This window comes from Nocardia aurantiaca (assembly GCF_009708175.1).
Lineage (GTDB): Bacteria > Actinomycetota > Actinomycetes > Mycobacteriales > Mycobacteriaceae > Nocardia > Nocardia aurantiaca.
Genome location: NZ_WMBB01000009.1, coordinates 101,918 through 128,851, shown reverse-complemented (window position 1 = coordinate 128,851; position 26,934 = coordinate 101,918). Strand labels below are relative to the sequence as shown.

The 26,934-nt window shown below is 68.5% G+C and carries 24 protein-coding genes; 7 read left to right on the top strand and 17 right to left on the bottom strand.

The window, feature by feature from the left end; translation table 11 throughout:
• Window positions 1–40 precede the first annotated feature (40 nt).
• From GLP40_RS20080 to GLP40_RS20065, 4 genes are all read left to right on the top strand, one after another.
• Window positions 41–463 (top strand): anti-sigma factor, encoded by a 423-nt coding sequence (locus GLP40_RS20080; protein WP_328290429.1) that lies wholly within the window; start codon window positions 41–43, stop codon window positions 461–463.
• Window positions 463–1,356 carry an RNA polymerase sigma factor SigF gene (locus tag GLP40_RS20075; protein ID WP_328290428.1) on the top strand — a complete coding sequence of 298 codons (894 nt, stop codon included), beginning with the start codon at window positions 463–465 and terminating at the stop codon, window positions 1,354–1,356. The genes GLP40_RS20080 and GLP40_RS20075 overlap by 1 nt, the downstream gene beginning before the upstream one ends.
• Before the next feature lie 93 nt (window positions 1,357–1,449).
• Window positions 1,450–3,504, top strand: coding sequence for an NAD(+) synthase (locus GLP40_RS20070; RefSeq protein ID WP_230329746.1), 2,055 nt, complete (start codon window positions 1,450–1,452; stop codon window positions 3,502–3,504).
• Between the two features lie 347 nt (window positions 3,505–3,851).
• On the top strand, window positions 3,852–4,637 hold the full coding sequence (locus tag GLP40_RS20065) for a Zn-ribbon domain-containing OB-fold protein (RefSeq protein ID WP_154789495.1): 786 nt from the start codon (window positions 3,852–3,854) through the stop codon (window positions 4,635–4,637).
• A 134-nt stretch (window positions 4,638–4,771) separates the two neighbouring features.
• Here the strand turns inward: GLP40_RS20065 and GLP40_RS20060 are convergent, their stop codons facing one another.
• From GLP40_RS20060 to GLP40_RS20035, 6 genes are all read right to left on the bottom strand, one after another.
• Window positions 4,772–8,017, bottom strand: a complete 3,246-nt coding sequence (locus tag GLP40_RS20060) for a protein kinase domain-containing protein (RefSeq protein ID WP_154789494.1) — start codon at window positions 8,015–8,017, stop codon at window positions 4,772–4,774.
• A gap of 440 nt (window positions 8,018–8,457) precedes the next feature.
• A complete protein-coding gene (locus tag GLP40_RS20055) occupies window positions 8,458–9,909 on the bottom strand; it encodes an RsmB/NOP family class I SAM-dependent RNA methyltransferase (protein WP_154789493.1) in 1,452 nt (483 codons plus the stop codon).
• Window positions 9,910–10,658: 749 nt separating this feature from the next.
• On the bottom strand, window positions 10,659–11,582 hold the full coding sequence (gene fmt, locus GLP40_RS20050; protein WP_154789492.1) for a methionyl-tRNA formyltransferase: 924 nt from the start codon (window positions 11,580–11,582) through the stop codon (window positions 10,659–10,661).
• Between the two features lies 1 nt (window position 11,583).
• Window positions 11,584–12,153 (bottom strand): peptide deformylase, encoded by a 570-nt coding sequence (gene def, locus GLP40_RS20045; RefSeq protein ID WP_328290426.1) that lies wholly within the window; start codon window positions 12,151–12,153, stop codon window positions 11,584–11,586.
• Between the two features lie 64 nt (window positions 12,154–12,217).
• A complete protein-coding gene (locus tag GLP40_RS20040; RefSeq protein ID WP_456094003.1) occupies window positions 12,218–13,180 on the bottom strand; it encodes a lipase family alpha/beta hydrolase in 963 nt (320 codons plus the stop codon).
• A gap of 150 nt (window positions 13,181–13,330) precedes the next feature.
• The gene (locus GLP40_RS20035; protein ID WP_154789720.1) at window positions 13,331–13,927 is read right to left on the bottom strand and encodes a PadR family transcriptional regulator; all 597 of its coding nucleotides are present in this window, start codon (window positions 13,925–13,927) and stop codon (window positions 13,331–13,333) included.
• Window positions 13,928–14,542: 615 nt separating this feature from the next.
• Here GLP40_RS20035 and GLP40_RS20030 point away from each other — a divergent pair.
• On the top strand, window positions 14,543–15,340 hold the full coding sequence (locus GLP40_RS20030; protein ID WP_154789490.1) for an ABC transporter ATP-binding protein: 798 nt from the start codon (window positions 14,543–14,545) through the stop codon (window positions 15,338–15,340).
• A gap of 341 nt (window positions 15,341–15,681) precedes the next feature.
• Here GLP40_RS20030 and GLP40_RS20025 read toward each other — a convergent pair whose 3' ends face one another.
• Complete coding sequence (locus GLP40_RS20025; RefSeq protein ID WP_328290424.1) at window positions 15,682–16,275, bottom strand: TetR/AcrR family transcriptional regulator; 594 nt, start codon at window positions 16,273–16,275, stop codon at window positions 15,682–15,684.
• Between the two features lie 74 nt (window positions 16,276–16,349).
• Between GLP40_RS20025 and GLP40_RS20020 the strand changes: the two genes are divergently transcribed.
• Together GLP40_RS20020 and GLP40_RS20015 are read left to right on the top strand one after the other, a co-directional pair.
• Window positions 16,350–17,204: an SDR family oxidoreductase gene (locus tag GLP40_RS20020; protein WP_154789489.1), complete on the top strand. Its 855-nt coding sequence runs from the start codon at window positions 16,350–16,352 to the stop codon at window positions 17,202–17,204.
• A 163-nt stretch (window positions 17,205–17,367) separates the two neighbouring features.
• Window positions 17,368–17,805, top strand: a complete 438-nt coding sequence (locus GLP40_RS20015) for a MarR family winged helix-turn-helix transcriptional regulator (RefSeq protein WP_154789488.1) — start codon at window positions 17,368–17,370, stop codon at window positions 17,803–17,805.
• A gap of 14 nt (window positions 17,806–17,819) precedes the next feature.
• Here GLP40_RS20015 and GLP40_RS20010 read toward each other — a convergent pair whose 3' ends face one another.
• From GLP40_RS20010 to GLP40_RS19965, 10 genes are all read right to left on the bottom strand, one after another.
• Window positions 17,820–18,044, bottom strand: a complete 225-nt coding sequence (locus GLP40_RS20010; RefSeq protein ID WP_154789487.1) for a hypothetical protein — start codon at window positions 18,042–18,044, stop codon at window positions 17,820–17,822.
• A 96-nt stretch (window positions 18,045–18,140) separates the two neighbouring features.
• Window positions 18,141–20,573 carry a primosomal protein N' gene (locus GLP40_RS20005; protein ID WP_328290423.1) on the bottom strand — a complete coding sequence of 811 codons (2,433 nt, stop codon included), beginning with the start codon at window positions 20,571–20,573 and terminating at the stop codon, window positions 18,141–18,143.
• A 102-nt stretch (window positions 20,574–20,675) separates the two neighbouring features.
• Complete coding sequence (gene metK, locus GLP40_RS20000; protein ID WP_328290422.1) at window positions 20,676–21,890, bottom strand: methionine adenosyltransferase; 1,215 nt, start codon at window positions 21,888–21,890, stop codon at window positions 20,676–20,678.
• Between the two features lie 215 nt (window positions 21,891–22,105).
• Window positions 22,106–23,326 (bottom strand): bifunctional phosphopantothenoylcysteine decarboxylase/phosphopantothenate--cysteine ligase CoaBC, encoded by a 1,221-nt coding sequence (gene coaBC, locus GLP40_RS19995; protein ID WP_328290421.1) that lies wholly within the window; start codon window positions 23,324–23,326, stop codon window positions 22,106–22,108.
• Window positions 23,327–23,333: 7 nt separating this feature from the next.
• The gene (rpoZ, locus tag GLP40_RS19990) at window positions 23,334–23,612 is read right to left on the bottom strand and encodes a DNA-directed RNA polymerase subunit omega (RefSeq protein ID WP_067713345.1); all 279 of its coding nucleotides are present in this window, start codon (window positions 23,610–23,612) and stop codon (window positions 23,334–23,336) included.
• A 110-nt stretch (window positions 23,613–23,722) separates the two neighbouring features.
• Window positions 23,723–24,307, bottom strand: a complete 585-nt coding sequence (gmk, locus tag GLP40_RS19985; RefSeq protein WP_328290420.1) for a guanylate kinase — start codon at window positions 24,305–24,307, stop codon at window positions 23,723–23,725.
• Window positions 24,308–24,314: 7 nt separating this feature from the next.
• On the bottom strand, window positions 24,315–24,638 hold the full coding sequence (gene mihF, locus GLP40_RS19980; RefSeq protein WP_033086940.1) for an integration host factor, actinobacterial type: 324 nt from the start codon (window positions 24,636–24,638) through the stop codon (window positions 24,315–24,317).
• A 514-nt stretch (window positions 24,639–25,152) separates the two neighbouring features.
• Window positions 25,153–25,581 (bottom strand): VOC family protein, encoded by a 429-nt coding sequence (locus GLP40_RS19975; protein WP_154789486.1) that lies wholly within the window; start codon window positions 25,579–25,581, stop codon window positions 25,153–25,155.
• A 216-nt stretch (window positions 25,582–25,797) separates the two neighbouring features.
• Window positions 25,798–25,950, bottom strand: coding sequence for a hypothetical protein (locus GLP40_RS19970; RefSeq protein ID WP_154789485.1), 153 nt, complete (start codon window positions 25,948–25,950; stop codon window positions 25,798–25,800).
• Window positions 25,951–25,992: 42 nt separating this feature from the next.
• Window positions 25,993–26,835 carry a patatin-like phospholipase family protein gene (locus GLP40_RS19965; RefSeq protein ID WP_154789484.1) on the bottom strand — a complete coding sequence of 281 codons (843 nt, stop codon included), beginning with the start codon at window positions 26,833–26,835 and terminating at the stop codon, window positions 25,993–25,995.
• Window positions 26,836–26,934: the final 99 nt, after the last annotated feature.

The window sequence follows — 26,934 nt, the reverse complement described above, 5'->3', positions numbered from 1 at the left end:
TGGCTGATTGCCGCGTACCGGAATGGGTAGCCTCTACAGGGTGATCAACATTTCGGCGGAACAAGGGTTGCGCGGGACACCGGTCGAGATCGGTGTCGCCGCTTCCGTATCCCAGTTGCCCATCGTGCGCGGACTCGCCGAAACCCTGGTGCTGCTCAGTGATTTCACCCTCGACGAAGTGGCCGACATCCGGCTCGCCGTCGACGAGGCCGCCTCCACGCTGATCGCGTTGGCCGCCCCGGATACCACGCTGCAGTGCCTGTTCACCGTCGGGGAGTCCGATTTGATCGTCCGGGTGAGCGGCATCGCCGCCGCCGCGGGACTACCGGATCAGCGCAGCTTCGGCTGGCATGTGCTGCGGACCCTGTCCGACGAGGTCACCGCCACCCAGGAGCCCTTCGATCCGGCGATCTCCGGATACCCGACGGCAGTGGAGTTCCGGCGGGTCCGGGGGAAGGCGTAGTGACCGACGGAGACAACGTGTTCGCCACATCCATCGACGGACCCGAGCCCGAGGATCCGCGCGAGGAGAGGGAACCGGAAGAGACCGACACGGAGGACGGCGCCGACGCCGAGGAGGCTGAGGAGGTCGCGCGCAGCGTCTCCGGCTACGACGACGTCACCACGCTGTTCGAGGAACTGGCCGCCGCCGCACCGGAATCCGCGCGCCGCGCCGCGCTGCGCACCGAGCTGATCAATCGCTGTATTCCCTTGGCCGACCACATCGCCCGCAAATTCAGCGGCCGCGGTGAGCCTTTCGACGACCTCACCCAGGTCGCACGGGTCGGCCTCGTCCATGCGGTGGACCGCTTCGACATCTCCCGCGGCTCCAACTTCCTGTCCTTCGCGGTGCCCACCATCATGGGCGAGGTCCGCCGCTACTTCCGCGACAATACCTGGGCCATGCGGGTTCCCCGGCGCGTCAAGGAAACCCACCTGCGCATCGGCTCGGCCATCGACGCGCTCTCCCAGCAGCTGGGCCGCTCCCCCACCGCCAAGGAGATCGCCGCCGCACTCGACATCGACGCCGATGAGGTCACCCAGGCGGTCATCGCCGGAAACGCCTACCAGCCCAGCAGCATCGACGCCGTTTCCGTCGGCCGCGATACCGAGGCCTCCCTGCTCGACACCCTGGGCGAGGAGGAATCGCAATTCGACCGGGTCGAGGAGTATGTGGCCATCCGCCCGCTGCTGGCGGGGCTGCCCGAACGCGAACGCCGAATCCTGACCATGCGGTTCTTCGAATCCATGACCCAGACCCAGATCGCCCAGCAGATGGGCATCTCCCAGATGCACGTGTCCCGCATCCTGTCGAAAACCCTTGCCCGCCTGCGGGAGCAGTCCGCCCGCGAGTGAGTGTGGCGTGGCCTGGCCCCCGCCGCGTGCCCGGCATGGGTAGATTGCGGGCGGAGACCATGATCACCTCGGCCGGACGCAAAGGGGTCGGTGTTGTCACAGCAACTGCCGTTCGATTCGCTGTATCGGCACGGCTTCGCGCGGGTCGCGGTGGCGGTGCCACCGATACGGGTCGCCGATCCGGGCTTCAATGCCGAGCAGACCCTGCTGCTGGCCCGGCGCGCGGCAGCCGAGCACGTGGTGCTGACGGTCTTCCCCGAGCTCGGACTGTCGAGTTACACCGCCGACGACCTGTTCCATCAGGACGCGCTCGACGCGGCGGTGGGCTCGGCGCTCGAGCGCGTCGTCGAGGAAAGCACCGGAATCGACACCGTACTGGTGGTGGGCGCGCCGGTGCGGACGCAGGGGCGGCTGTTCAACTGCGGCATCGCGGTTCACCGGGGACGGGTTCTGGGCGCCGCACCCAAGAGCTATCTGCCCAACTATCGGGAGTTCTACGAGAAACGCCAGTTCGCGGCGGCGCGGGAGGCGCTCGACGACCATGTCGTGATCGCCGGGCAGCGGGTGCCGTTCGGGGCGGATCTGCTGTTCACCGCGAGCAACCTGCCGGATTTCGTGTTCCATCTCGAGATCTGCGAGGACGGCTGGGTCCCCTTGCCGCCCAGCGGTTTCGCCGCGCTTGCCGGGGCGACCGTGCTGGTGAACCTGTCGGCCAGCAATATCGTCATCGGCAAGGCCGACTACCGGCGCGAACTGTGCGGCTCGCATTCAGCGCGGTACATCGCCGCGTACCTGTATTCGGCTGCCGGGCATGGCGAGTCGACCACCGACATGGCCTGGGACGGACAGGCGCTGGTGTGCGAGAACGGCAATGTGCTGGCCGAGGGCGAGCGGTTCGCCGAGCACCCGCAGGTCATCACCGCCGATGTCGACCTGCGACGGCTGGCCGCGGACCGGCTGCGCACGACCAGCTTCGCCGACAACGTCCACGATCACCGGGAACGGCTCGCGCGCTTCCGGCGCATCGAGGTCGAGCTGCCCGTCCCCGCCGGGACGGTGCCGCTGTGGCGCGAAATCCCGCGCTTTCCTTATGTCCCCGCCGATCCGGCCCGCCGCAACGAGCGGTGCGCGGAGGTGCACCGCATCCAGGTGGAGGGTTTGAGCACGCGGCTGGCGGCCACCGGCTCGCAGCGGGTGGTGATCGGGGTGTCCGGCGGACTGGACTCCACGGTCGCGCTGATCGTCGCGGCCAAGACCATGGACCGGCTGGGACTGCCGCGCTCGAATGTGCTGGCCTACACCATGCCCGGCTTCGCCACCAGCAGCCGAACCCTGCAGGACGCGCGGCGGCTCATGCGGGCGGTCGGGGCCACGGCGCACGAGATCGACATCCGGCCATCGGCCATGCAGATGCTGCGCGACCTGAAACACCCTGCCGCCGAAGGGGTTCCGCAGTACGACGTCACCTACGAGAACGTGCAGGCGGGTGAACGCACCTCGCATCTGTTCCGGTTGGCCAATACGCATGACGCCCTGGTGGTCGGCACCGGCGACCTGAGCGAACTCGCGCTGGGCTGGTGCACATTCGGTGTCGGCGACCATATGGCCCACTACAGCGTGAACGCCTCGGTCCCCAAGACATTGATCAAATACCTGGTGGCCTGGACGATCGACACCGGCGGCCTGGGCCGCGAGGCGGGCGAGGTCCTGACCTCCATTCTCGCCACCGAGATCTCCCCGGAGCTAATCCCCGGTGACGGCGACGCCCCCGCCCAGAGCTCCGAGGCCACCGTCGGCCCCTATGAACTCCAGGACTTCCACCTCTACCACCTGCTTCGCTTCGGCGACCTGCCCAGCCGCATCGCCTACCTGTCCCACCACGTGTGGTCCGACCGGACCCGCGGCCGCTGGCCCGACCTCGTCCCCGCCGATCAGCGCCACGAGTACGATCTGCCCACCATCAAGCGCTGGCTGGCCGAATTCCTGCGCCGCTTCATCCAGACCAGCCAGTTCAAACGCTCCACTCTGCCGAATGCCCCCAAGGTCGGCTCGGGCGGATCCCTGTCCCCGCGGGGTGATTGGCGCGCGCCGAGCGACGCGTCGGCCGCCGCCTGGCTCGAAGAGCTCGACCGCAACGTCCCCGACTGACAGAGAGGATGGGGGTGAACGCCTCCGCCCGGGTCTGACCCAACGACTGCCCAACTCCGAGTCCCCGACGGATTCGCCGGCGGCTACCGTGCGGTATCGAGCGGTTCGGGCTCTGGCGGAGGCCATCTGCTGCCGTACCCTCGTCGCAGTCGACGCAGCTGCTCTGTCCCGATATCGGGCGCGGCCGGCAGCCCGGTGAATCCGCAGAGCAGTGCGGTGCATCCGGAAATAGGTAGCGGCGGTGTACCAAGAAATAGGTATCGCACGGGTCGTTCTACCGTCGTGATTTCGCGGCGCGAGGGTGAGTCTGGAACCAACCGTATGGAACATGTTGCCCAGAGGTAGCCATGAATGAGCTCCAACGATTCGTAAGTCGAAATTCCACAGGTGATGAGGCATTGACGCTGCGGCGCTGTGTGGTTTGCCGAACATTGCACGCGCCGTTCATCGCGACGTGTTCGTCATGTCGGTCGGAGGATTTCGAGTGGGCCGACTCGTCCGGTTTCGGTTCCATCGTCTCGTGGAGGCTGGTGTACCGGGCAATGGATAGAGGATCCACCGACGTGGTTCCGTCCACCATCGCCATCGTTGAATTGGACGAAGGTCCATGGATGTACACGACGATCGAGGGCGACGTTCCGCCGGTAGCGGATGGACCTGTTCGCGTCCGATTTCAGCCGCGACCTCGAACGGACAGCTTTCCGGTGTTCACGGTCTGCGCCACATCGGCTGCGACGGGGGCTGGTTCGCAACCCACGACCGCTTTCGACCAGGCGCGACGACTACCGAGGCCGGAGGCCGGCCGTCTCTACGACACTTCCTGGATTCGAGACGCTCTGCACAACTGTGATCTGCTCGAGCGAGCACATTGCCTCGATCCGAGCACGAAGTCCGTTCTCGGCTTTGCCGTTCGGTGGGCGCCGTTCGGCGGTGCCACCGCAGCCGAGTTACTCGTGACCTTCGGTATGAGCCGTCGGCGGTTCCTCCGGGTCGTCGATGACGCATTGAACCTCAGACGGACCGATACCGCTATGGTTCGCGGGCTCAAGCGTCAGCTGAAGCAGTCGTTGAGCGAGGCATGGCGGGCAAACTCCACAACACTGTCAGCCGACGGAGTTGTCGGGTATGCGTGATATCTACGACCCGGATCGGCGACTGAGCGCAGATGCCGGCGATGCGCTGGGCGTCAGACGGAGGTAAGGCTCTTGCGGCTGATCGGTATGGGTTGAGGCGAGCTGATGTCGGCGTGGCGAATCGATGACACAGTTCAGAGTTCAGGCTGCTCGGCGGCCCATGCCGCAATCTGTGCGCGCGAGATGAACCCCAGTTTGGTCAGGATATGTTCCACGTGTCCATCGGCGGTGCGCGGTGAGATCACGAGCCGGGCCGCGATCGCCCTGTTGGTCAGGCCGCGCGCGACGAGATCGGCGACCTGGCGCTCACGCTTGGTCAGTTTCCCTCCTGAACGCAGGGGCGGCGCGGTCGCTTCGGCTCGCTCGCCGAGCGCGAAGCTCGCCGCGGCGTCGAAACTCATTGCGGCGCCTTCCTGATGGGCCGCCTCGAACGCCCGCGTACCGAGCATCTCGCGACTGCCGCGGGTGAATTCCTTATGGTAGACAAGCAGATTGGGCAACATGGAGACGGAGCTGGCGCCGATGCGGCTCAGCGTATCGGCGGCGCCCAGCAAGATAGCGGCGCGGCGGGCATGGCGCTGCTCGGTCGCGATCCAAGCCAATGCCTCCAAACAGACGGTGGCGACGACCGGATCGGACACCAGTCGGGCCGCTCGAATGCCCTCCTGTAACAGAGCTACAGCGCGATCGGGCTCACCCGTTCGCCATACGGCGAATCCCATTGCCCACAGCACCCAGGACCGAAGCATCGTTTCACCGGCGGATTCGGTGATCGCGAGCGCCTTCTCGAGGCCCGCGAGAGCCCGCGCGATGTCGCCCTGTTGCGCGTAAGCCCAGCCGAGTGAGATCCGCGCGTCCAGCTGCGATTTGAGGTCACCGGATGCCTCGTAGGCGTCGATGGCATCGGCCAGCAGGGCGGTACCCGCACGAGCCAGATCGTCAGCACCGCGCGCGAGACAATAGTTTCCCTTGGCGTGGGCGAGCAGCGCTGCGACCAGCGGGTCCATCTTCTGCTCGGCCAGGGTCTCGAGCTGCGCCACGTGCTCGGCGGCGGCCGGTAGGTCACCCTGCAGGACAGCCATCGTGGCGGCCCCGCAACAAGCCTTGGCCCGCCCCAGCGGCTGTGTATCGGTCGATTGGGCCAGCGCGCGCTCGTACCAACGACGTCCCTCGTCGAGCCGCCCACGCAATGTCCAGAACATGTACAGGGCGGTGACGATCCGCAACGCCGTTTCGCCCGACTCGGACAGGCTGAATTCCAGCGCGTTTCGCAAATTCGGCAGCTCCCGCTCCAGCCGGGCAACCCACTGCAGCTGGTTCGGACCGATCCACTCCGCTTCCGCCTGGAGTGCCAACCGCGCACACCAATCTCGATGCCGCCGAACGTATTCCGGGTACCTCCCGCCGTCCTGGGCTTGCTCCCTGCCGTATTCTTGAACGGTCTCGAGCATCCGGAAGCGGACCGTGCCCCGGGTTTCCTCGCGGATCAGGATCGACTTGTCCACCAGCGCGGACAATCCGTCGAGCAATTGCGTCTCGGTCAGATCGGTGCCGCACACCTGCTCGACCGCATCGAGCTCGAAACTGCCCGCGAACACCGACAGCTGGTCCCACAACCGCTGCTCGGCCGGTACGCACAGGTCATAGCTCCAGCCGATGCACCACCGCAGGGTCTGCTGCCGCATCGGGGCCCCACGACTCCCGCGAGTCAACAGAGCATAGCGGTCGTCGAGCCGGGTCAGGATCTGCTCGGGCGACATCGTGCGCAGCCGGGCCGCGGCCAGTTCGATCGCCAACGGTAGCCCGTCGAGTCGAGTGCAGATCCCGGCCACGCTGAGCATGGAGTCATCGGTCACCTCGAAGCCCGGCACGGCCGCGGCGGCTCGCTCGGCGAACAATGTCACCGCGTCGTGGCGGGTCACCCCGCGCAGCCCGGGATTGCTCGCCATATCGGGAATCGCCAGTGGGGGCACCGCGAACACCGATTCCCCGCCGACGCCGAGTGCCTCTCGACTGGTCGCCAGAATCCGCACGTGCGGGCAGGTCCGTAGCAGTGATTCGGCCAGCGCCGCGACCGCTTCGATCATGTGCTCGCAATTGTCCAGTACGAGCAGCAGATTGCGCGCGGACAAGAACTCCACAAGCGCCTCGAGCATCGGCCGGGCGCTCTGGTTTCGCAGACCGAGGGCGGTGGCCACGACGTCGACCAACAATGTTTCATCGTGCAGATCACCCAACTCGACCAGCCGCACGCCTGCGGTGAAACTTCGCTGCACCTTGTCGGCGACGCGCAGCGCGAGCCGTGACTTGCCGACCCCGCCGATACCGGTCAGCGTCACCAGGCGTGACCCCGCCAGCAGGTTCTTGATCTCGGTCATCTGGACCCGCCGGTCGACAAAGCTGGTCAGCTCGAGCGGCAGGTTTCCAGTACGATTCCCCGCCGCGGGCACCGACGTGACAACCGATGCGGGCTCGGCTCCTGGTTCGGTCGGCAGCGCCATCGCATCGACCGCGAAACCGTGATCGCGCTCTATCCGGCGCAGTCGCTCACCCAACTCCGCGGCGGTGGGGCGGCCGCGTGGTTCGCGTGACATGGCCGCCTCGATCGCAGCGCAGACGTCGTCGGGAATTCCTTGCTCACGCAGATCCGGTACCGGTTGCTGCGTGATTCGCAGAAATTGCGCGACGACCTCCTCGCCGCTGCGGCGTTCGAAGGCCGCATGCCCGGTGAGCGCGCAGAACAGTGTGGCTCCCAGGCCGTACACATCCGAGGCTCGGCTCGGGGCGTCACCACCGAGGACCTCCGGTGCGGTGAACGCCGGTGATCCGGTGATCGTGCCCGTCGCGGTTTCGAATCCACCGGTGATATGGGCGATCCCGAAGTCGGTCAACGCGGGCTCACCGTAGTCGGTGAGCAGGATGTTTCCCGGCTTGATATCGCGGTGCAGCACCTCGGCTCGATGCGCGGTTTCCAGCGCGCCGGCGATCTTCACCCCCAGATGCAGCAACTCTGCCACCGACAACGGACCGTCGCGGCGCAGGCGCGCATCCAGGGACCCGCGAGCGTGATATGGCATGACCAAGTACGGGTGACCACTTGCGGTCTCACCGACTTCGAGCATGTCGACGATATTCGGGTGCCCGGTCAGCCGCCCCATCGCGCGTTGCTCGCGAAAGAAACGCTCCCGATTCTCATCCAGCTCGCCGGTCAACACCTTCACCGCGACCGTACGACCCGCGGTAGGCTGGATACAGCGGAACACCTTCCCGAAACCGCCCCGCCCGATCTCCTCGGCCTCCTCGAAACCGGCAGCGCGCAACTCCGTGACGACATCGACACCGACATCACGCTGCGTCTTGAACGGATCTCTCTCGGCCATCGGCTACTCGTGATCTACCCGCAGGGCACCAGCCACGATATCCCGACCGGTCCCTTCGACGCACGCCGTTCACGCATTCCAACGCCCACCGAAGCAGGCAACACCACTGACGCAAAGCGGGAGAATTCACCGACATCACCGGCGTGTTCGGCCCGGGTCCCCCTTTCTTCCGCTCCAACCGGACCACATCCCCGACGCACACCCCCGCGACTCGGACGGGGTGAACCGGCCACCGATCCCGGTCGTCGGCGAATCCAACTCGGCCACCATATGGTCCAACATCACACAACACACCCACCAGCACGAACGCGATTCAGTACCGTTGCGGCACTATCCGCTGGACGCGCTACGGCCGGTGGGGTCGGCGACGACAGGCCGACAATCCACCGCGACCAGGCGCCGGCCCCGGCGCATGGGTGCGCCGTGGGCCGTGCCAGGTCTTATTGCGGCTGAAGGGGTTTGCGCAGCGCGGCCAGGAACATGGCGTCCGTACCATGGCGATGGGGCCACAGCTGTGCGCCGGGGCCGTCGCCGAGTTCGGGGACACCCGGGAGCAGAGCGCGCGTGTCGAGCTGCTCCGCGCCGGTGCGACGCACCATATCGGCCACCACGGAGACCGTTTCCGGGAGGTGCGGAGAGCAGGTCGAGTAGACCACCACACCGCCGGGGCGGAGGAGATCCCATGCGGCGGTGAGAAGTTCGCGTTGCAGGGTGACCAGGTCGCGGACGTCGGAAGGCCGGCGACGCCAGCGAGCCTCCGGGCGCCGGCGCAGCGCGCCGAGGCCGGTACACGGGGCGTCGACGAGAATGCGGTCGAAGCCCGGAGTGAGTCCGCTGTCGCGGCCGTCGGCGACATGGACGTCGACCGGCAAACCACGGGTGGCCTGGCGGACCAGGTCGGCGCGATGCTCGGCGGGTTCGACGGCGTCGACTCGGAAGCCGTCGATATCGGCGATCGCAGCCAATAGAGCGGTCTTTCCGCCCGGACCCGCGCACAGGTCGAGCCAGCGTCCGGTGTCCGGACCTTCGAGAGGTGCGCGGGTGAGGGCCAGGGCCACCAGCTGGCTGCCCTCGTCCTGCACGCCGGCCATCCCCTCCCGGACCGGTTCCAGCTTCGCCGGATCACCGCCCTCGAGATACACCGCGTACGGTGACCAGCGCCCTTCCTCACCACCGGTGACCAGGGCCAGCTCCTCGGCGGTGATATCGCCGGGCCGCGCCACCAGGTGCACCGCGGGTCGCGCGTCGTCGGCCTCCAGCACATCGCGGAGTTCACCCGCCCGCGCTCCCAGCGCGTCCGCGAACGCCTGAGCGATCCACACCGGATGAGCGTACTCGAATGCCAAGTGCCCCAATGGATCCCGCGGCGCCAGCCGCTCCACCCATTCCTCCGGAGTGTGCTCGGCCACCCGCCGCAGCACCGCGTTCACGAACCCGGCCCGCCCCTGCCCGTACTCCGCCCGCACCAGCGCCACCGACGTATCCACCGCCGCATGCGCCCCGATCCGAGTCCGCAGCAACTGGTACGTCCCCAGCCGCAACGCATCCAGCAACGGCCCGTCGATCTCCTCGACGCTCCGCCCCGCGCACTCCGCGATCACCGCATCCAGCAGCCCCTGCGACCGCGAAGCCCCATAGGCCAATTCGGTCGCCAGCGCGGCATCCCGCCCACTGATTTTCCGCTCCCGCAACAACCCCGGCAGCACCAGATTCGCGTACGCGTCGCGCTCCCGCACGGCCCGCAACACATCCCGCGCCACGACCCGCACCGGATCCGCGCCCGCCCGCTCGGCCCGCCGCGCCGCGGCCGTACTCGTGTCGCCACCCCGCGCACCCGCTGCAGTTCGCTTCGAGCCCCGATCTCCTTGCCCCGCAGCGCTTTCCCGGTCCAACGAGCCGTTCCGGCCACCGCCGCGCCCGAATGAATCGCCGCCGCGACCCTGATCGCCCGAAGTGCGACCACGGCCTTCACCGCTCGTGTCCCAGCCGCGTGTGCCGCTGTCCCGAGCCGAACGCTTCGACCGCGAACCGCGGTCGTCCGCAGCGGATCCCCCGCGCCGGTCGTCATTCCGGCGATCGCCTGACCGACCACCGCCCGACCGGCCCGAGTTGCCTGCGGCCGACCGGTTCCGACCGGCGGCGGTGTCGGTTTCATCCGGGCCGGCGTCGAAGCTCCCGCGGCCCGAGCCCTGCTGGTAGCCGTCGCGCCCGCGTAGGCCGCCGGCCGACCGGTTGGACCCCGAGTTACGTTCTCCCGCAGGGCGTCCACCGCGGCCGAAACCCGCGCGCGGCTGCCCGCCCCTGTCGGTCCCGCGGGATCCGGAGGATCGCGTCACGTCCGAATCCCCGGGCGACCCGGACGATGTGGAGCGGCGGAAACCGCGACGCTGGTCGCTGTCCCCGGACTGTGCGCGAGCGCTGCCGCGTGAGTCCGCGTTGTGGTGGTCGCCGAGCGCGTCGTCGGTTCGGTATCCGGCCGTGCGGCGCTGATCGTCCTCTGATCGCCCGCCCGCGCGCGACTGGGACGCGCTCGAATCGGCGGATGCGGAACGGCGGAAGCCGCGGCGCCGATCCGGGTCGCCGGACCGCGGGCCGCCGACGTTGCGGGAGTCGCGGTCGCGGCCTTCGTCCTCGGGGCGGATCACTCGACCACCGTGCCGGGTTCGAGGCGGGCGCCGCGGGCCCAGTCCAGGGCGGGCATCATGCGTTTGCCCTGAGGCTGGACCTGGGTGAGGCGGACGGCCGTGGTGGCGGTGCCGATGTAGACACCGGTCTTGCGGATGTCGATGGTGCGGACGGGGAGGTTCTCCTCCACCATGTCGACGGGGCCGAGTTTGAGGCGTTTGCCGGCGATCTCGGTCCAGGCGCCCGGGGCGGGGGTGACCGCGCGGATGCGGCGGCTGATAGCGAGGGCGGGCTGGTCCCAGCGGATGTGGCCGGCCTCGGACTCCACCTTGGGGGCGTAGGAGACGCCGTCCAGGGGCTGCGGAATCGCCTGCACGGTACCGTCTTCCACACCGTCGAGGGTCGATTCCAGCAGGACCGAACCGCTCTCGGCGAGCCGCTCGAGCAGGGTGCCCGCGGTATCGGTGACGGCGATCTTCTCGGTCATGGTGCCGAAGACCGGGCCCGTGTCCAGGCCCTTCTCGATGCGGAAGGTCGAGGCGCCGGTGTATTCGTCACCGGCGAGAATGGCGGCCTGCACCGGGGCCGCGCCGCGCCAGGCGGGCAGCAGCGAGAAGTGCAGGTTGATCCAGCCGTACCGGGGAATGTCGAGTACCGGTTCGGGCAGCAGCGCGCCGTAGGCCACCACGGGGCAGCAGTCGGGCGCCAGAGCCGTGAGCTGCTCGATGAATTCTGGCTCCGACGGCCGCTTGGGCGTGAACACCGGAATCCCGTGCTCGTCGGCCAGCCGGCCGATGGGCGAGCGGGTGATCTTGCGGCCGCGCCCGGCCACCGCGTCCGGCCGGGTCACCACCCCGACCACCTCATGCCTTTCGGATTCGATGAGCCGCCGCAGCGACGGCACCGCCGGTTCGGGGGTTCCCGCGAAGACCAGACGCATATCAGCGGCTCCGTTCCCGGCTGCCGGCCGAGATGCGGCCGCCGCCGATTTCGGACGCGGGCAGCACCGTGATTCCCTGTGTGAACCAACCGGATTCGCGGATCGTACGCATGGCCTCCTTGCGCGAGGCCGAGTCCAACCGCTGCAGGAACAGCACGCCGTCAAGGTGGTCGGTCTCATGCTGGACGCAGCGCGCCAGCAGCCCCTCGGCCCGGAACTCCACCGGCTCGCCGTGCATGTCGACACCGCGCGCGAGCACGGTCAGCGGTCGCGTGACGTCGAAGCGCACCCCGGGAATCGACAGGCAGCCCTCCGGCCCGGTCTGGGTCTCCTTGCCCACGACCTCGAAGACCGGGTTGATGAGATGGCCCTGGGCATCGCCGGTGTCGTAGACGAATACCCGCAGCCCGACCCCGATCTGGGGGGCGGCCATGCCGACACCCCCGCTTTCGTACATGGTGTCGATGAGGTCGGTGACCAGCTGGCGCACCTCCCGGTCGAACGTCTCGACCTCCGCCGCGCGGGCGCGCAGGATCGGATCGCCGAACAGGCGGACAGGCTGGATGGTCACGGGCAGCTCCCGGTAGCGAACGAATACGGTCGTCTCATTTTACGGACGCCCGTGACCACCCTGATCAGGAATGCGCCGCCAACACGACATCGCTGATGCCGGTGCCCAGCGCCACCGGCACGCAGGTCGGTGCCACCGCGTGGGCGGGATCGAGCAGATTGACCACCAGCTGCTGCACGTACGGGTCGTAGACGAGGTGGAAATGCCCGGTCAGATCGTCCGCGCACTGCTCCTGGAGCACGATGTTGGTGGCGCCGGCGCCGTGCAGCGCGATATTGGTATTGGGCTGGATCATTTCATCCACCCGACTGCCGATGGTCGTGTATTTCACACCGGGCACCGTGTCGCCGCCGGCATTGAGGTCCCGAATGAACGGCGACCCCGCCGCCTGCTGGACCGCCGCGGTGGACGCCGCGATCTCGACGATGGTGTAGATACCCGGCACCGCGTCGGCCACCGGCACCAGCCCGTACATGATCCCGCCGTAGCTGGGCGAGGCCAGGCCGATCCACTGGCCGACCTTGGGCGCGCCGCCGAGCTTGTTGATCCAGTAGCGAGTCACGCTGGCGCCCTGGGAGAAACCGACCAGATCCACCTGGGTGGCACCGGTCGCGGCGAGCACCTGGTCGACGAAGGTGCCGATCTGCGCGGAGCTGGCCCACACGTCCTCGGTGCCGAAGCTGTCCTTGCCGGGCTTGCCGCCGTAGTTGAGGGCGAACACGCAGATCCCGGCCCGAGCCAGCAGCGGGCTGATGCCCGACCAGTCGGAATAGGCCGAGGAATCGGTGCCGTGCGCCAGCACCACCGGGCGCGGATGTTCGGCGGTCGGTGTGCAGCCGAAGTCGTTGGCGCCCTGGGGCGCCGCGTCCGGATGCTCCCTGAGGTAGCGGGCCGCCGCCAGATGTTCGGTCTGCGGCGGGCCCTGTTGCGTCGGCACCTGGAGTATCGGATTCACGGCCGGCTCGGCCCGTGCGTATGTCTCCGCCGGTGTGGCGGCCGTACCGATCATGGCGGCCGCCAGCGCCATCACCCCCACCGGTGCCACGCGACGCAGTGCGCGGGTCCGGCTCCTCTTTTGTCCCATGTCACAAGATCGCATGGGGCGCTTTTGTCCCATGTCACGATAGTGACCCGAAACAGGCCGAAAGTTCCAGCGAAAGAGGGTGTTTCGCGGCCATTACTTTTCGGGTGTGTCATCCTCGGCGAGGATCCGGTAGAGCGAGCGGCGCGCCTCGGTGAGCACCTCTGCCGCCTTGGCCGCCTGCTCCTTGGTGCCGACCGCGGCCACCTGGGCGACAGCGCCCATCAGCTGGCCGACCAGCCCGCGCAGATCGAGCGCCTGATCGCCGACGCCGTCCTTGACGTCCTGCCAGGGATCGCCCAGTTCGGTGCGGTTGGCCTCGACGTACTCGACGCCGGATTCGGTGAGCTTGGCCGTCTTTCGACCCGATACCTTCTCGATGAGGACCAGACCCTCATCCTCGAGCTGCGCCAGCGCGGGGTAGATGGAGCCGGGGCTGGGACGCCAGACATCCTCGCTGCGTTCGCGAATCTGCTGGATCAGCTCGTAGCCGTGCATGGGCCGTTCCCGCAGCAGCAGGAGGATGGCCGCGCGGACATCGCCGCGTCGGCCACGCCCGCCCCGGCCGCGACCGCGACCGAAATGCGGACCGGGACCGAAGCCGGGACCGAAGTCCGGGCCGAAACCACGGCCGTGGCCGTGGCGGTGCGGGCCGAATTCGCCTCGTGGGCCGCGCGCGCCGCCGCGACGCATTCGCGGATGTTCGGGGCCCTGCTGTTCCTCGGCGCGCGGTCGCCGCCAGGGGCCGCGGCCCCGTTCGGTGTTGTCCATGTGTTCCATGGTCGTGCCTCCTTCAAGGCTCGTCGTTGCGTTTGTTGATATCGACGATATATCGACAACATATCCAAGACAAGGTGATGCGAATCACATGCTGTTTCTATTTCAGGCGGTCAAGAGACAAGGCCGCGTACGGCCTCCCACAGCCCGGACGAACGATCTGCCGTCGGCAGCGGGGCATCCACCTGGGCGAATGCACAGCCAAGGGGCACCGCCGTCGGCGTCGCCACTGTGGCCGACCATGTGCGCGGCCACGCCGAGATTGCCGAGGACCGATTGGACGATGCGCGTATCGCGCTCGACGGCGCCGACTTCGAAAGACAGTGCGAAGTCGGCGATGTATCAATGCCGCGGTCACCGCGGGGGGCGGATGCCGAAGGCGATATACCCGGCCAAGCCGACGCGCAGACCTGCCGCGGTCAGTGCCGGTGCACGTCGCCGGTGTCGAGCTAGGGCATCCACATCCGATCGAGAAGGATCCGCAAGGCCGCCACTCCTCAACTTGTCTGAGGACTTTGCTAGGGTGAACCCATGGCCGACCCGGTGCTGAACGTGAACGACGTGACGGTGGTGCGCAGCGGAAATCCGATCCTGCAAAGGGTTTCACTCACCGTGCACGCCGGTGAGCACTGGGCACTGCTCGGTCCCAACGGCGCGGGCAAGACCACCCTGCTGCGCATGCTCGGCGCCTTCGAGCATCCGACTCGGGGCAGCGTGGAGGTGCTGGGCGAGCGGCTGGGCCGAGTGGACATGCGGGCACTGCGTGCGGGGATCGGCCATGTCGATCCGCGCCACATCCCGAGCGGCCCGATGACCGTGCACGATGTGGTGATCACCGGCGCGACCAACACCGCCGGCCTCATCCCCCGCTGGCAGCCCACACCCGCCCAGCTGGCCGAGGCCGATCGCCTCATCGACCTGCTCGGCCTGTCCCACCGCCGCGACGCGGACTGGCAGATCCTCTCCCAGGGCCAGCGCGGCCGCACCCTCATCGCCCGCGCCCTTATGCCGAATCCGCGCCTGCTGCTCCTCGACGAACCCGCCACCGGCTTGGATCTGGCCGGGCGCGAACAACTCCTGGAGCGCATCGACCTGCTCCAGCGCGCCCACACCGACCTGGCCTCGGTCCTGGTCACCCACCATCTCGAAGAACTTCCGCCGGGCACCACCCACGCCATGTTGCTGCGCGACGGCCGCACGGTGGCCGCGGGCCCGGTCGGCGAGGTGATCACCACGGCACACATCAGCGCCTGCTTCGACCACCCGGTCCGCATCCTCCGCGATGAGGGCCGCTGGTCCGTCAGACCCGCTCAGCCGCAACTGAACTGACCTCGATCCACCGAACGACCTCATAACCTCGCACCCCCGGCCGCCACCCGGCCATGGTCCGATGCGCACGGCGACACCGGGCGCTCGTCGACTACCGAGGGATCGACGTCACCGCCCGCGCGAGACCACCCACCGTCTCCGACGGCACTCCTCCGCCACGGATCACGCCGATTTTTCCAGCCGCCCCGCGATGAAGCTCGGGCATCGACGGCGCTCGACCGGTCGGCGGAAACTCGCCGCCTGCCCCAGCCGGCCGATAGCACTGACACGCATCTCTTACCGCGTCGGGCGAGATACTGCTGCTCACCGCGACGCGGCCATCCGGCTGCCCGCCGGGGAGTTCAGGTCGCGGGGACGAGCGAGTCGATCCAGCGTTGCAGGCGCGCGCCCTCGGTTTCCATCATGGCCGGCTCGCGGAAGGTGTTGGTGAGCACGGAGATTCCCTGATAGGCGGCCAGGAGGGCGACGGCCAGCTCGCGGGAGTCGGTGCGGCCCATGGCGGCGAACTGGGCGTCGATCCAGTCCAGTAGGCCGCGCATGACATCGGCGAGTTCGCGGTCCAGGCCGTCGGCGCGCTTGTCCAGTTCGGTGGCGAGAGAGCCCGAGGGGCAACCGAATTGGGCGGCGAGCTCGCGCTGCTCGACCCAGCCGCGGACCAGTGCCTTCAACCGTTCGGCCGGGGCGTCGAGCTGCTCCAGGGCCGCGATGATCTCCTCGGCGGTGCGGGCGTGGGCGCTGATCGCCGCCTGGACCAGCTGATCCTTGGTCTTGAAGTAGTAGTACACGTTGCCCACCGGCACCTCAGCGGCCCGCGCGATATCGGCGATGGTCGTCTTCTCCACGCCCTGTTCGTGGAAGACCTTGGCCGCCGCGTCCGCGAGCCGCTCGCGCTTTCCAGCTTTCGGGGTCGCCGCCCACGCCACTGAGTTAGTCACATAACTAACTATAGACAACACCGGCCGAGCGTCCTATGTTCGAGTTAGTCAGCCAACTAACTCAGGAGTGACAGATGATCGTGGTGACCGGCGCAACCGGAAATGTCGGCAGCGCTCTCATGCGGGAACTCGCGGAGGCCGGAGAGAAAGTGGTCGCGGTATCGCGGGGTGAGAAGCCGGTGAATCTGCCCGAGGGCGCGGAGCATCGTCGGGCGGACATCGGGGATCCGGACAAGCTGGCGGAGGCGGTGGCGGGTGCGCGGGCGCTGTTCCTGCTCATTACCGGCCCGCAGTTGGTCGAGGGACCCGCTCCCGCCGAGGTTCTGAAAACTATTGCGGCAGAGGGTGTTCGGCGAGTGGTGTTCCTGTCCTCGCAGGGCGCGGCGACCCGGCCGGGGAGCGACGGCTACGCGCGCACGCTGGAGTTCGAGCAGGCCCTGGCCGCGTCGGATCTGGAGTGGACGGTGCTGCGGCCGGGCGGGTTCTTCACCAATACCTTCGCCTGGATCGAGCCGGTGCGGGCCGAGCGGATGATTCCCGCGCCGTTCGGGGATGTCGGTCTGCCGCAGGTGGATCCGCGCGATATCGCGGCCATGGCCGCGGCCGCGCTGCGGGAAGACGGCCATGATCGGCGGGCGTACACCGTCACCGGCCCGGAACTCGTCACCCCACGGCAACAGGCACAGGCGCTGGCGGCCGCACTCGGGGAGCCGTTGCGGTTCGTGGAGCTCACCCGCGAGCAAGCGCGGGTGAACATGCTGCGCTTCATGCCGGGATCCGTCGCGGACCACACCCTCACGATCCTGGGTGAACCGACGCGCGAGGAGCAGCTGGTCAGCGGGGATGTCGAGCGGGTGCTGCGGCGGCCGGCGACGGCGTATGCCGAATGGGCGGTGCGCGTCGCTCCCGCCTTCCGCTCAAACCGCTGAAACACCGTTGAAATTCCGCGGCGGGTCGATCTCGGTGTGGGAGTCGGAGCGGGGCATGCGCCGATTCGTGCGATGGCCCGAAACATTCGACGCCGACACCATTTCGACCCGCGCGGACATCATCGAGAGAGGCCGCATGGGCGCGCCGCCTAGTCTTGTCCGCATGACAGACCGTCCGGACTTGGCAGCCATGATCGTCCCCCTGGGCCGCGCCCTCATGGCGGCCGAGCAACCGGTACTGGCCGCCCACGGCCTCACCATGTGGGCCTATGTCGTGCTGCTGCATCTGGACGAGGGGCCCGCGCGCGGTCAGGGCGTGCTGGCCCAGGAAATCGGCGCGGACAAGACGCGCATCATCGCGGTGCTCGACGATCTCCAGGAACGCGGCCTCATCGAACGCCACCCGGATCCGGCCGACCGTCGCGCCCGGCTGCTCGCCCTGACCCCCGAGGGCCGCCGACTCCGCGATGCGGCGCAGGCCGAGATCCAGATGCAGGAAGACCGCCTCCTCGGCAAGCTCCCGGCCGCCGACCGCCGCGGCTTCCTCAACGCGCTCACCGCGCTGGCCGGTCTTCCCCGGGACGAGATCGTCGGGGACTGAGGCGGTTTCGGGATTCAGGCGGGGACGGGCTCGGTCATCAGAACGCGGCGAATCTCGTTCTCGAGGCGGTTGATCGCCCCGAGCGAGGACCACGCGTCGGCGCACACCAGGCCGGGAAACTGCGGACTGAAGGCGAGGTAGGCCGCGTCCTGGCAGGACCACCACACATCACAGGGCACTCCGAGCAGCCTGCGCTCGATCTGATCGGTTCGGGAAACCGCGGTCGGATTCGTGTTCATGCCGATGACTATGCCCCGACGTGACCACCGGGGAATCGATGACGAAGACCCTGATCGGCGGGCCATTGGTCCCGTCTGGCGAGGGCGCGCGAGCGCTCAGCCGATGTCGATGGGGTCGATCTGGACGCGCAGGGGCGCGTCGGAGCGGTGGGTGCTGCGGACGGCCTGAGCCACGGTGAGCGCGCGGGACAGGGCCGAACCCGTGGCGCGATCGGCGCGCAGAATGATTCGCTCCACCTCGGCGGGAGAATCGCCGGACGAGAACGGTTTTCGCGCACCCGGCGGCAGCGGCACCGGGCCCAGGATTTCGACGCCGCCGGGAAGCTGTGCCTCGCCGAGCAATTCGGCGATAGAATCCGCGGTGCCGTCGATGGCGACGAAGCGGACCGCGGGCGGGAACCGCACCTCGCTACGCTGCTCGAGCTCGAAACTGGCGTGCCACACCGGATCCCAGCGCACCAGCGCCTGCACCGTCGGCAGCGCGGCATCCGCCATGACGATGACCCGGCCGTCGGGACGCACCAGCGCCGCGGCCGACATCCAGCGCCGCAGAGCGTCCTCTGCGGCGCGCAGATCGGCGCGACCCAGCAGTGCCCAGCCGTCCAGGAGCATGGCGACGGCGTAGCCACCGGGCACCCGAGGTTCCGCGCCGATGGTCGACACCACGATCTGCGGCCCTTCCGGGACCGTGCTCAGAACCGAAGACCCGCCCGAACCCCGTAGGGGCACACCGGGAAACGCCCGCCCCAACTCCTCGGCCGTACGCGAAGCGCCGATCACGACGGCCCGCAGTGCCCGCGACCCGCACACACCGCAGCGAAAGGCCGCCTCGGTGATTCCGCACCATCGACAGGCCGGGCTCTGCGCCTCTGCGACGCCTCCTCGCCCGCTGCGCAAAGCGCCACGTGACGCCGGGGCGGTGTCCGGCAGCGCCAAAGGCCCGTTGCAGTGGCGGCAGCGAGCCGGAGTCCGGCACTTGGCGCACGATAGCGCCGGAATATATCCGCGCCGCGGCACCTGAACCAGCACCGGCCCACCCGCCTCGAGCGCCTTGCGCGCCTCCATGAACGCCACGGCCGGGATACGAATGGCCTGTGCGATCGGATCCCGCTCCAGCGCGGCATCGGTATCACCGGGCGCGGTGATGCGGGGCATGGCCTGCCGCAACACCGTCCGATCCGCGAGCAGATCGTGTGCCCACCCCGATTCGACGATCGCCTGCACCTCGGCCGTCCGCGAGAACCCACCCGCCAGGAACGCGGCCCCGGTCTCGTGCGCCCGCAGCATGGCCACTTCCCGCGCATGCGGATACGGCGACCGCGGTTCGGCGAACGTGGAGTCCCCGTCATCCCACAGAGCAATGAGCCCGAGATCTTTCACGGGCGAGAACACCGCACTCCGCGTCCCCACCACCACCCGCGCGTTCCCACGCAACACCGACAGCCACCGCCGATACCGCGCCGCGGGCCCCAATCCCGCCGCCAGCCCGACCGCCAATTCACCCACGAGCGTGACGCATTCCGCGAGCACCCGATCCAGATCCCGCTGATCCGGCACCATGATCACCGCACTACGCCCACCCCTGACGGTCACCGCCGCCAGCTCCGCCAGCCGCCGCCCCCAGTCTTCCCCCGGCAACGCTTGCCATCCGGCCCGCGGCCCCCGCCCCACCGCCAGCGCATTCGAGAACGAATGACCATGCACATACCGCCCCCACGCCGGGAACTCGGCGGACAACGTCCGAGAAGCAGCAGCCGCCGGCTGCTGCCCCAACTCTCCCGTCGGAACCAACGCGGCCACCGGAGCCGTCGAATGGACGCCGGCCCCGGGCGCACCGGCAATCGGATCACCCTGCGCGATCGCGTCGACGGCTCCCGCGTGGCCCCTCGCAGGCACCGACGCCGACTCGACGTCCGCGGCACGAGTCACCTCACCCGTGCCGCACGCGTCGCTGTCGCGAATCGGGTCAGCGGTTGCGCCGTTTCCCCCAGCGCCACCGGATGCGCCGCCCGCGACGCGACCTTGGGCGGGACAACCCGGCCCCCCGGGTCCCTGTCCTGACACACCGATGTGCGGACCGGGGCGCACAGCGCTGTGTTCAGCGGTTCCAAGCGTCGCGGATGTGGCCGCGTCAGCGGCGGCACCCGGGCCCTTCTTCGAAGTGTGCTCGGGCTTTTCGGTGCCCTCGGATTCGACCTTGGCGTGTCGGGGTGGAATGGCGAGGCGGAGGACATCGGCTCGGGTGCCGGCGTAGCGTGCGGCGACGGCGGTGACCAGTTTCAGGATTTCGGGGGTGAGGACTCGTTCGCCGGAGACGACGCGTTCGAGGCGGACGAGTTTGCCTGTGTGGTCGGACTTTTCGAGGCGTTCGAGGAGGTAGCCGTCGACGAGGCGGCCGGAGAAGCGGACTCGGACCCGGACGCCGGGTTGGGCGAGGCCGTCCATCTCGGGCGGGACGAGGTAGTCGAAATCCCGGTCCAGGTGGGCGGGTTCGAGGAGGGGCAGGACCCGGGCGATGGGGCGCGACACGCCAACGCGCTCCTCCACTTCCCCGCGATTGGCGGGAGCGTCGGGCTCGGAGGTGGTCTCCGTGCCCGACGCTCCCGTCGACAGTGGTGAGGTGCCGGTCAATTACAGCCCGGCGGCCGCGCGCAGCTTCTCCGCGCGGTCGGTGCGCTCCCACGGCAGATCGACGTCGGTGCGGCCGAAGTGCCCGTAGGCAGCGGTCGGCGCGTAGATCGGGCGCAGCAGGTCCAGGTCGCGGATGATCGCGCCGGGACGCAGGTCGAAGACCTGACCGATGGCATCGGAGATCTTGATCGGGTCGATCAGCTCGGTGCCGAAGGTCTCGACGAACAGGCCGACAGGCGCGGCCTTGCCGATGGCGTAGGCGACCTGGACCTCGACCCGCTCGGCCAGGCCGGCGGCGACGACGTTCTTGGCGACCCAGCGCATGGCGTAGGCGGCCGAGCGGTCGACCTTCGACGGGTCCTTGCCGGAGAAGGCGCCGCCACCGTGGCGGGCCATGCCGCCGTAGGTGTCGACGATGATCTTGCGGCCGGTCAGGCCCGCGTCGCCCATGGGGCCACCGAGCACGAACTTGCCGGTCGGGTTCACCAGCAGCCGGACATTGGAGGTATCGAGGGGGTTGGGCAGCTGCAGCTCGGACAGCACCGCGTCGACGACCTTCTCACGGATGTCCGGGGTGAGCAGGTTGTCCAGGTCGATATCGGCCGCGTGCTGGGTCGAGATGACCACGGTGTCGAGGCGCTTGGGGATTGAGCCGTCGTACTCGATGGTGACCTGGGTCTTGCCGTCGGGACGCAGGTACGGCAGCACACCGGACTTGCGGACCTCGGTCAGGCGGCGAGACAGCTTGTGCGCCAACGAGATCGGCAGCGGCATGAGCTCCGGAGTCTCGATGGTGGCGTAGCCGAACATCAGACCCTGATCGCCCGCGCCCTGACGCGCAATCTCGTCGTCCTCGCCACCCACGCGAGCCTCGTGCGAGGTGTCCACTCCCTGAGCGATATCCGGCGACTGGGCGCCGATGGCGACGTTCACGCCGCAGGACGCGCCGTCGAAACCTTTTGCGGAGGAGTCGTATCCGATCTCCAGGACCTTCTCGCGGACGATGGTCGGGATATCGGCGTAAGCCGAGGTGGTGACCTCACCGGCCACGTGCACCTGACCCGTGGTCACCAGGGTCTCCACCGCGACCCGGCTGCGCGGATCGGCCGCGAGCAACGCGTCGAGGATGGAATCGCTGATGGCATCACAGATCTTGTCGGGGTGACCCTCGGTCACCGACTCACTGGTGAATAGGCGGCTGCCAGACGTGCGCACAGTTGTTCCCTCTCCCTCAACGGGTTTCTCGTATCGGCCTGCGACAGTAGCGTCTCCGCTGCATCGCACAACCCTTTGTCTCAGGTTATTCCAATATGTCCGTCACAGGGGCGAGCTGCCACCGTGACGAACACATTGCGACTCAGACAGTTGCGGCGATACGTCGACGACATCGGACGGAGCCGTCAACTGTCTGACCCTGCGGTGCCGAGGCTTCAGCGGAGCAAGGGGCCGAGTGCGTCCAGCACCCGGCTAGCCAGCAGTGCCTTGGACCCATGGTCCAGGGCGATCTCGGTGCCGTCGGCGCCGAGCAACCAGCCGTCGTTGGTGTCGACCTCGAAGGCCTTCCCCTCTCCGACGGCGTTCACGACCAGCAGGTCGCAGCCTTTGCGGGCCAGTTTGGCCCGGGCGTGGGTGAGCACATCGGCGTGCTCGTCCCCGGTCTCGGCGGCGAAGCCGACGATCGCGGTGCCCGGTAGGTGCCCGTCGCGACGGGCCTGCACCAACCCGGCCAGGATATCCGGTGTCTTGGCGAGTGCGATCGAATCCGGTTCTCCCGCACCCTTTTTGATCTTAGCCGCCGCCACGTTCACCGGACGGAAGTCGGCCACCGCCGCGGCCATGATGACCGCGTCCGCACCCAGCGAGTGCTTGTCGACGGCCACCTTCAACTGTTCGGCGGTGGTCACGTGCACAACCTCGACCGCGGCCGGCGGTTCGAGTCCGATGGTATTGCCCGCGATCAGCGTCACCTGCGCGCCACGCTGGGCGGCCAGGCGGGCGAGCGCGTAGCCCTGCTTGCCGGAACTCCGATTGCCCAGGAAGCGAACGGGATCCAGCGGCTCCCGGGTGCCGCCCGCGGACACCACGATGCGGCGGCCTTCGAGGTCGCGCGGCATGGCGTCGGCGCGTTCGAGCAGCAGCCGGGCCAAGCCGAAGATCTCCTCCGGCTCGGGCAGTCGGCCCGGGCCGGTGTCGGTCCCGGTCAGGCGGCCCGAGGCGGGTTCCATGACCACGGCCCCGTGCGCGCGCAGCGTCGCCACGTTCGCCCGGGTGGCCGGGTGCTCCCACATCTCGGTGTGCATGGCCGGGGCGAAGAGGATGGGGCAGCGCGCGGTCAGCAACGTCGCGGTGAGCAGATCGTCGGCGCGGCCCTGCGCGGCGCGAGCCATGAGGTCCGCGGTGGCGGGGGCGATGACGACCAGGTCGGCCTCCTGGCCGAGGCGCACGTGCGGCACGTCCGGCACATCGGCGAAGACACCGGTGTGCACGGAATGGCCGGACAACGCCTCGAAGGTGGCCTTACCGACGAATTGCAGCGCCGACTCGGTGGGAATGACACGAACCTCGTGCCCGGTTTCGGTGAACCGGCGCACGAGGTTGCAGCTTTTGTAGGCGGCGATACCGCCGCCGACTCCGACGACGATTCGGGTCACCGCTGGACTACTCGCCTTCGGAGTGCTCGAGCAGGTCGGCGTGGATCTCGCGCATGGCCACCGACAGCGGCTTCTCCTGCAGACCCGGCTCGACCAGCGGACCGACGTATTCGAGAATGCCGTCGCCGAGCTGGTTGTAGTAATCGTTGATCTGCCGGGCCCGCTTGGCCGCGTAGATGACCAGCGCGTACTTGGACGAAGTCCGCTCCAGCAATTCGTCGATCGGCGGGTTGGTGAGGCCGACCGGAGTGTCGTAGGCGGGCGCGGTCTTGATGTCCGTACTCACTAGGAAGGCTCCTGCGGGGTTGTTCGGAAGGGTGGGTGCCGGCTCACTGCCCTGTCTGATCGATCGAGACAGAGATCGGAGCCGGCGGTCCGGTGTCGATCGTTCGAAAACTACGACCCCGAATTTGTGCTAACGAACAACGATACCAACTGCTCACAGGCGCTGGTCACGTGGTCGTTCACGATGACGATGTCGAACTCGTCACATGCAGCCAATTCGGTGCGAGCGGTCTCCAGCCGACGCTCGATCGCCTCGGGCGATTCCGTCCCGCGCGACGTGAGCCGGGACACCAGCTCGTCCCAGCTGGGTGGGGCCAGGAAGACCAGCAGGGCTTCCGGCATGGCTTTGCGGATCGAGCGCGCGCCCTCGAGGTCGACCTCGATGAGGACCGGATGCCCGGCCGCGAGCGCTTCCCGCACGGGTGCGGCCGGGGTGCCCGACCGCTGCAGTCCACCGTGGATATCGGCCCATTCGAGTAGTTCGTCCGCCTTGATCATGGCATCGAACGTCTCACGGGTGACGAATCGGTAGTCCTGGCCGTCGACCTCCCCGGGCCGCGGAGCCCGGGTGGTGGCCGACACACTGAATACCAATTCGGGAATCCGTTCGCGCACGCAGCGCACGACGGTGGACTTGCCGACGGCCGAGGGGCCGACCAGAACTACCAGTCGACCCTTCCGAGTGTGTTCGACCACCCTCGGATTATTCGGCGCTGAAGTCGAACCGGGCCAGCAGCGCCTTGCGCTGCCGGTCGCCCAGTCCGCGCAGGCGGCGGGTGGGAGCGATCTCCAGTTCGCTCATGATCTCGGCCGCCTTGACCTTGCCAACCTTCGGCAGAGCCTCGAGCAGAGCCGAAACCTTCATCTTGCCGAGGACTTCGTCCTTCTCGGCATCGGCAAGGACCGTCTTCAGATCGGTGCCGCCACGCTTCAAGCGCTCCTTGAGCTCCGCCCGAGCGCGGCGAGCGGCAGCCGCCTTCTCCAAAGCAGCGGCGCGCTGCTCGTCAGTCAGCTGGGGAAGGGCCACGGTTCCTCCGTCTCATCGTTCATTGCTTGATCTACCTCCGGTAACCCGGTGGTCTCAGCGACCGTACCCACGACGCTTGCCGATTGCGAACCCACCCCCCAGGTCAGCGCGTGATTCGGGCCGCGACCGGGCCGGATGGGCAACCTCGGGGGCCTTCTCCGACCGGCTGCGGCGATGCTACCGCCTCGACCGCGAATGTCCTTGCAGCCAGGGCTTTTTCGATTTTCCGAGAGGGCACCGGAGGGGCCGGACTGGCCCCGGATGAAACCGTGACCGAGCTGTAATCTCGCGACCTGGATTTTTCTTGGATTTCTCGGCGTGTCGTTCGATTGCACACTGCGTGTCGCGCATCACCGGGAGTGGTCGCGGCGGCAGTGAAACACACATTTCCGACATCGCTCCGGTGCAGGTCGGACGTGGTTCCCGCCCCGGAAAGCCGACAAGACGGCCTGTTTCGGGCCCTGATATCGCCGCTCGCGGACGAAACCGTTCGCAACGGGCGAACGCGCGGGGGTCAGTCGTCGTACTGACAGAGCTCGACCAGGGTGCCCTCGGGCGCGCGCAGATGGGCCACTCGCATGCCCCAGGCAGGCTGTTCGGCGGGTTCGGCGGCGATCCGGGCGCCGCGCTCGCGCACGACCGCGACCGCCTTGTCGACATCGGCGACCCGCAGCACCAGCACGACACCGTCCACCCCGTCGCGCGCGCGATGCTCGGCGCCGATGGCGGCGTCCATGTAGGCGCGGGTGAACAGCGCCAAATCCCCGCCCGGGAGGGCGAAGCAGGCGTAGGGGCCGTCGTCGGATTCGGGGACGTCGCCGGGCACCTCCTGCTTCGGGGGCAGGCCCAGGACATCGCGATAGAAGCGATAGCTGGACGCGAAATCGTCCACCAGGACGCGGGTTTGGCCGTAGGAGACGAGGCCGAGGCCGGCGTCGGACATATGAAATCCCACCTTTCTACCGAGCGGTCGGCTTCAGCGTAGCGCTCGGCAAAAAGGGCGTATCAGCGCGCGAAGGCGGAAATCAGTTGCTCTCCATGGCTATTCGCACGCTCAGATCGACCGTGAACGTGCCCGGGGCGGCGTCGAGGACGCGGCGCACCCGGGCGCGGGGAACACATGCCGCAGCGTGCCCACACCGAAGGCCGGCGTGACGAATCAGGCCACGTTCGCGACCGCGCGCACCGCCGCCGGCTCGAGGGTGCCCGCGGCCGACGGCTCAGCGGGCAGGAACCGCGGGACCAGGACGATGAGGAACACCGCGCACTTGGGATCGCGCAGGTTGGTGAGCAGACCCTGCCGGAAGGCCACGAAGGTGCCGCGGCACCGAGATGACGCCGTGCACGCGCCGGTTCAGGCGCCGGGCCACACGCCCTTCAGTCGCGTGGCGGCCTCGGCGGCCTGCCGCACGCCCGCCGCGAAGGCGGGCTCGAGCGCCGAGCGATCGAAGACATCGGGCCCGAAGACCGCCAGGGCGTCGGCGTCCGGCGTGACGAATATCGCTGTCGCGCCGCCCAATTCGCTATCGCTGGGAGCGTGCGGGAACATATGCGCGAGCGGCTCGAGGACGAGGATCAGGTCGGCGCCCGCGGCCAGGTCGGCGTTGATCGGCGAGCGCATGCCCCCGTCGATGTAGTAGGTACCGCCGATCGGGATGGGCGGGAATACCCCCGGCACCGAGGTGCTGGAAGCGATGGCCTCGAGCAGGGTGGCCCGGCCGTCCCGGGTCCAGGGCTCGAGTTCGCCGGTGGTGACGTCGACGGCGGTGACGATCAGGTCCCGGTCGGGCCATTCGGTGACCCCGAGCAGACGGCCCATGCGGGCGAGGTGATCGGCCGGGTCGCCGACGTTCATCTCGAGGGCGCGCGCACCGACCCGCCGGCGCTGGTCCGCGAGGCTCTCCCCCGGTTCGGGGCGCATGGCGAGAATCTCCATGAGCCCCGACGCATCGATCGGCGGCGCTTCGGAATTCGGCGACGGCGTGACCAGCATCGTGCCGGGGTCCACCCCGGCGGCGATGTTCGCGCCGACCACCGCACCCGCGGAGGTCCCGACAATGCGATCGGCGCGGCCGAGATCGATGCCCGCATCCCGCAGCCCGAGCGTCAGTCCGGCCATCCAGACGATGCCGACCGCGCCGCCCCCTCCGAGCACGAGCGCATGACGAGTTCCGTTGGGCGGCACTGTGGCAGGCATGACGTCACTGTAGCCGGAAAACGTTGAAGCGGAGAAGGTCTCTCCGAAAAGCTCGCGGCACCGGAACGGGTCCGGTGCCGCGAGAGACGATCGCCTGCG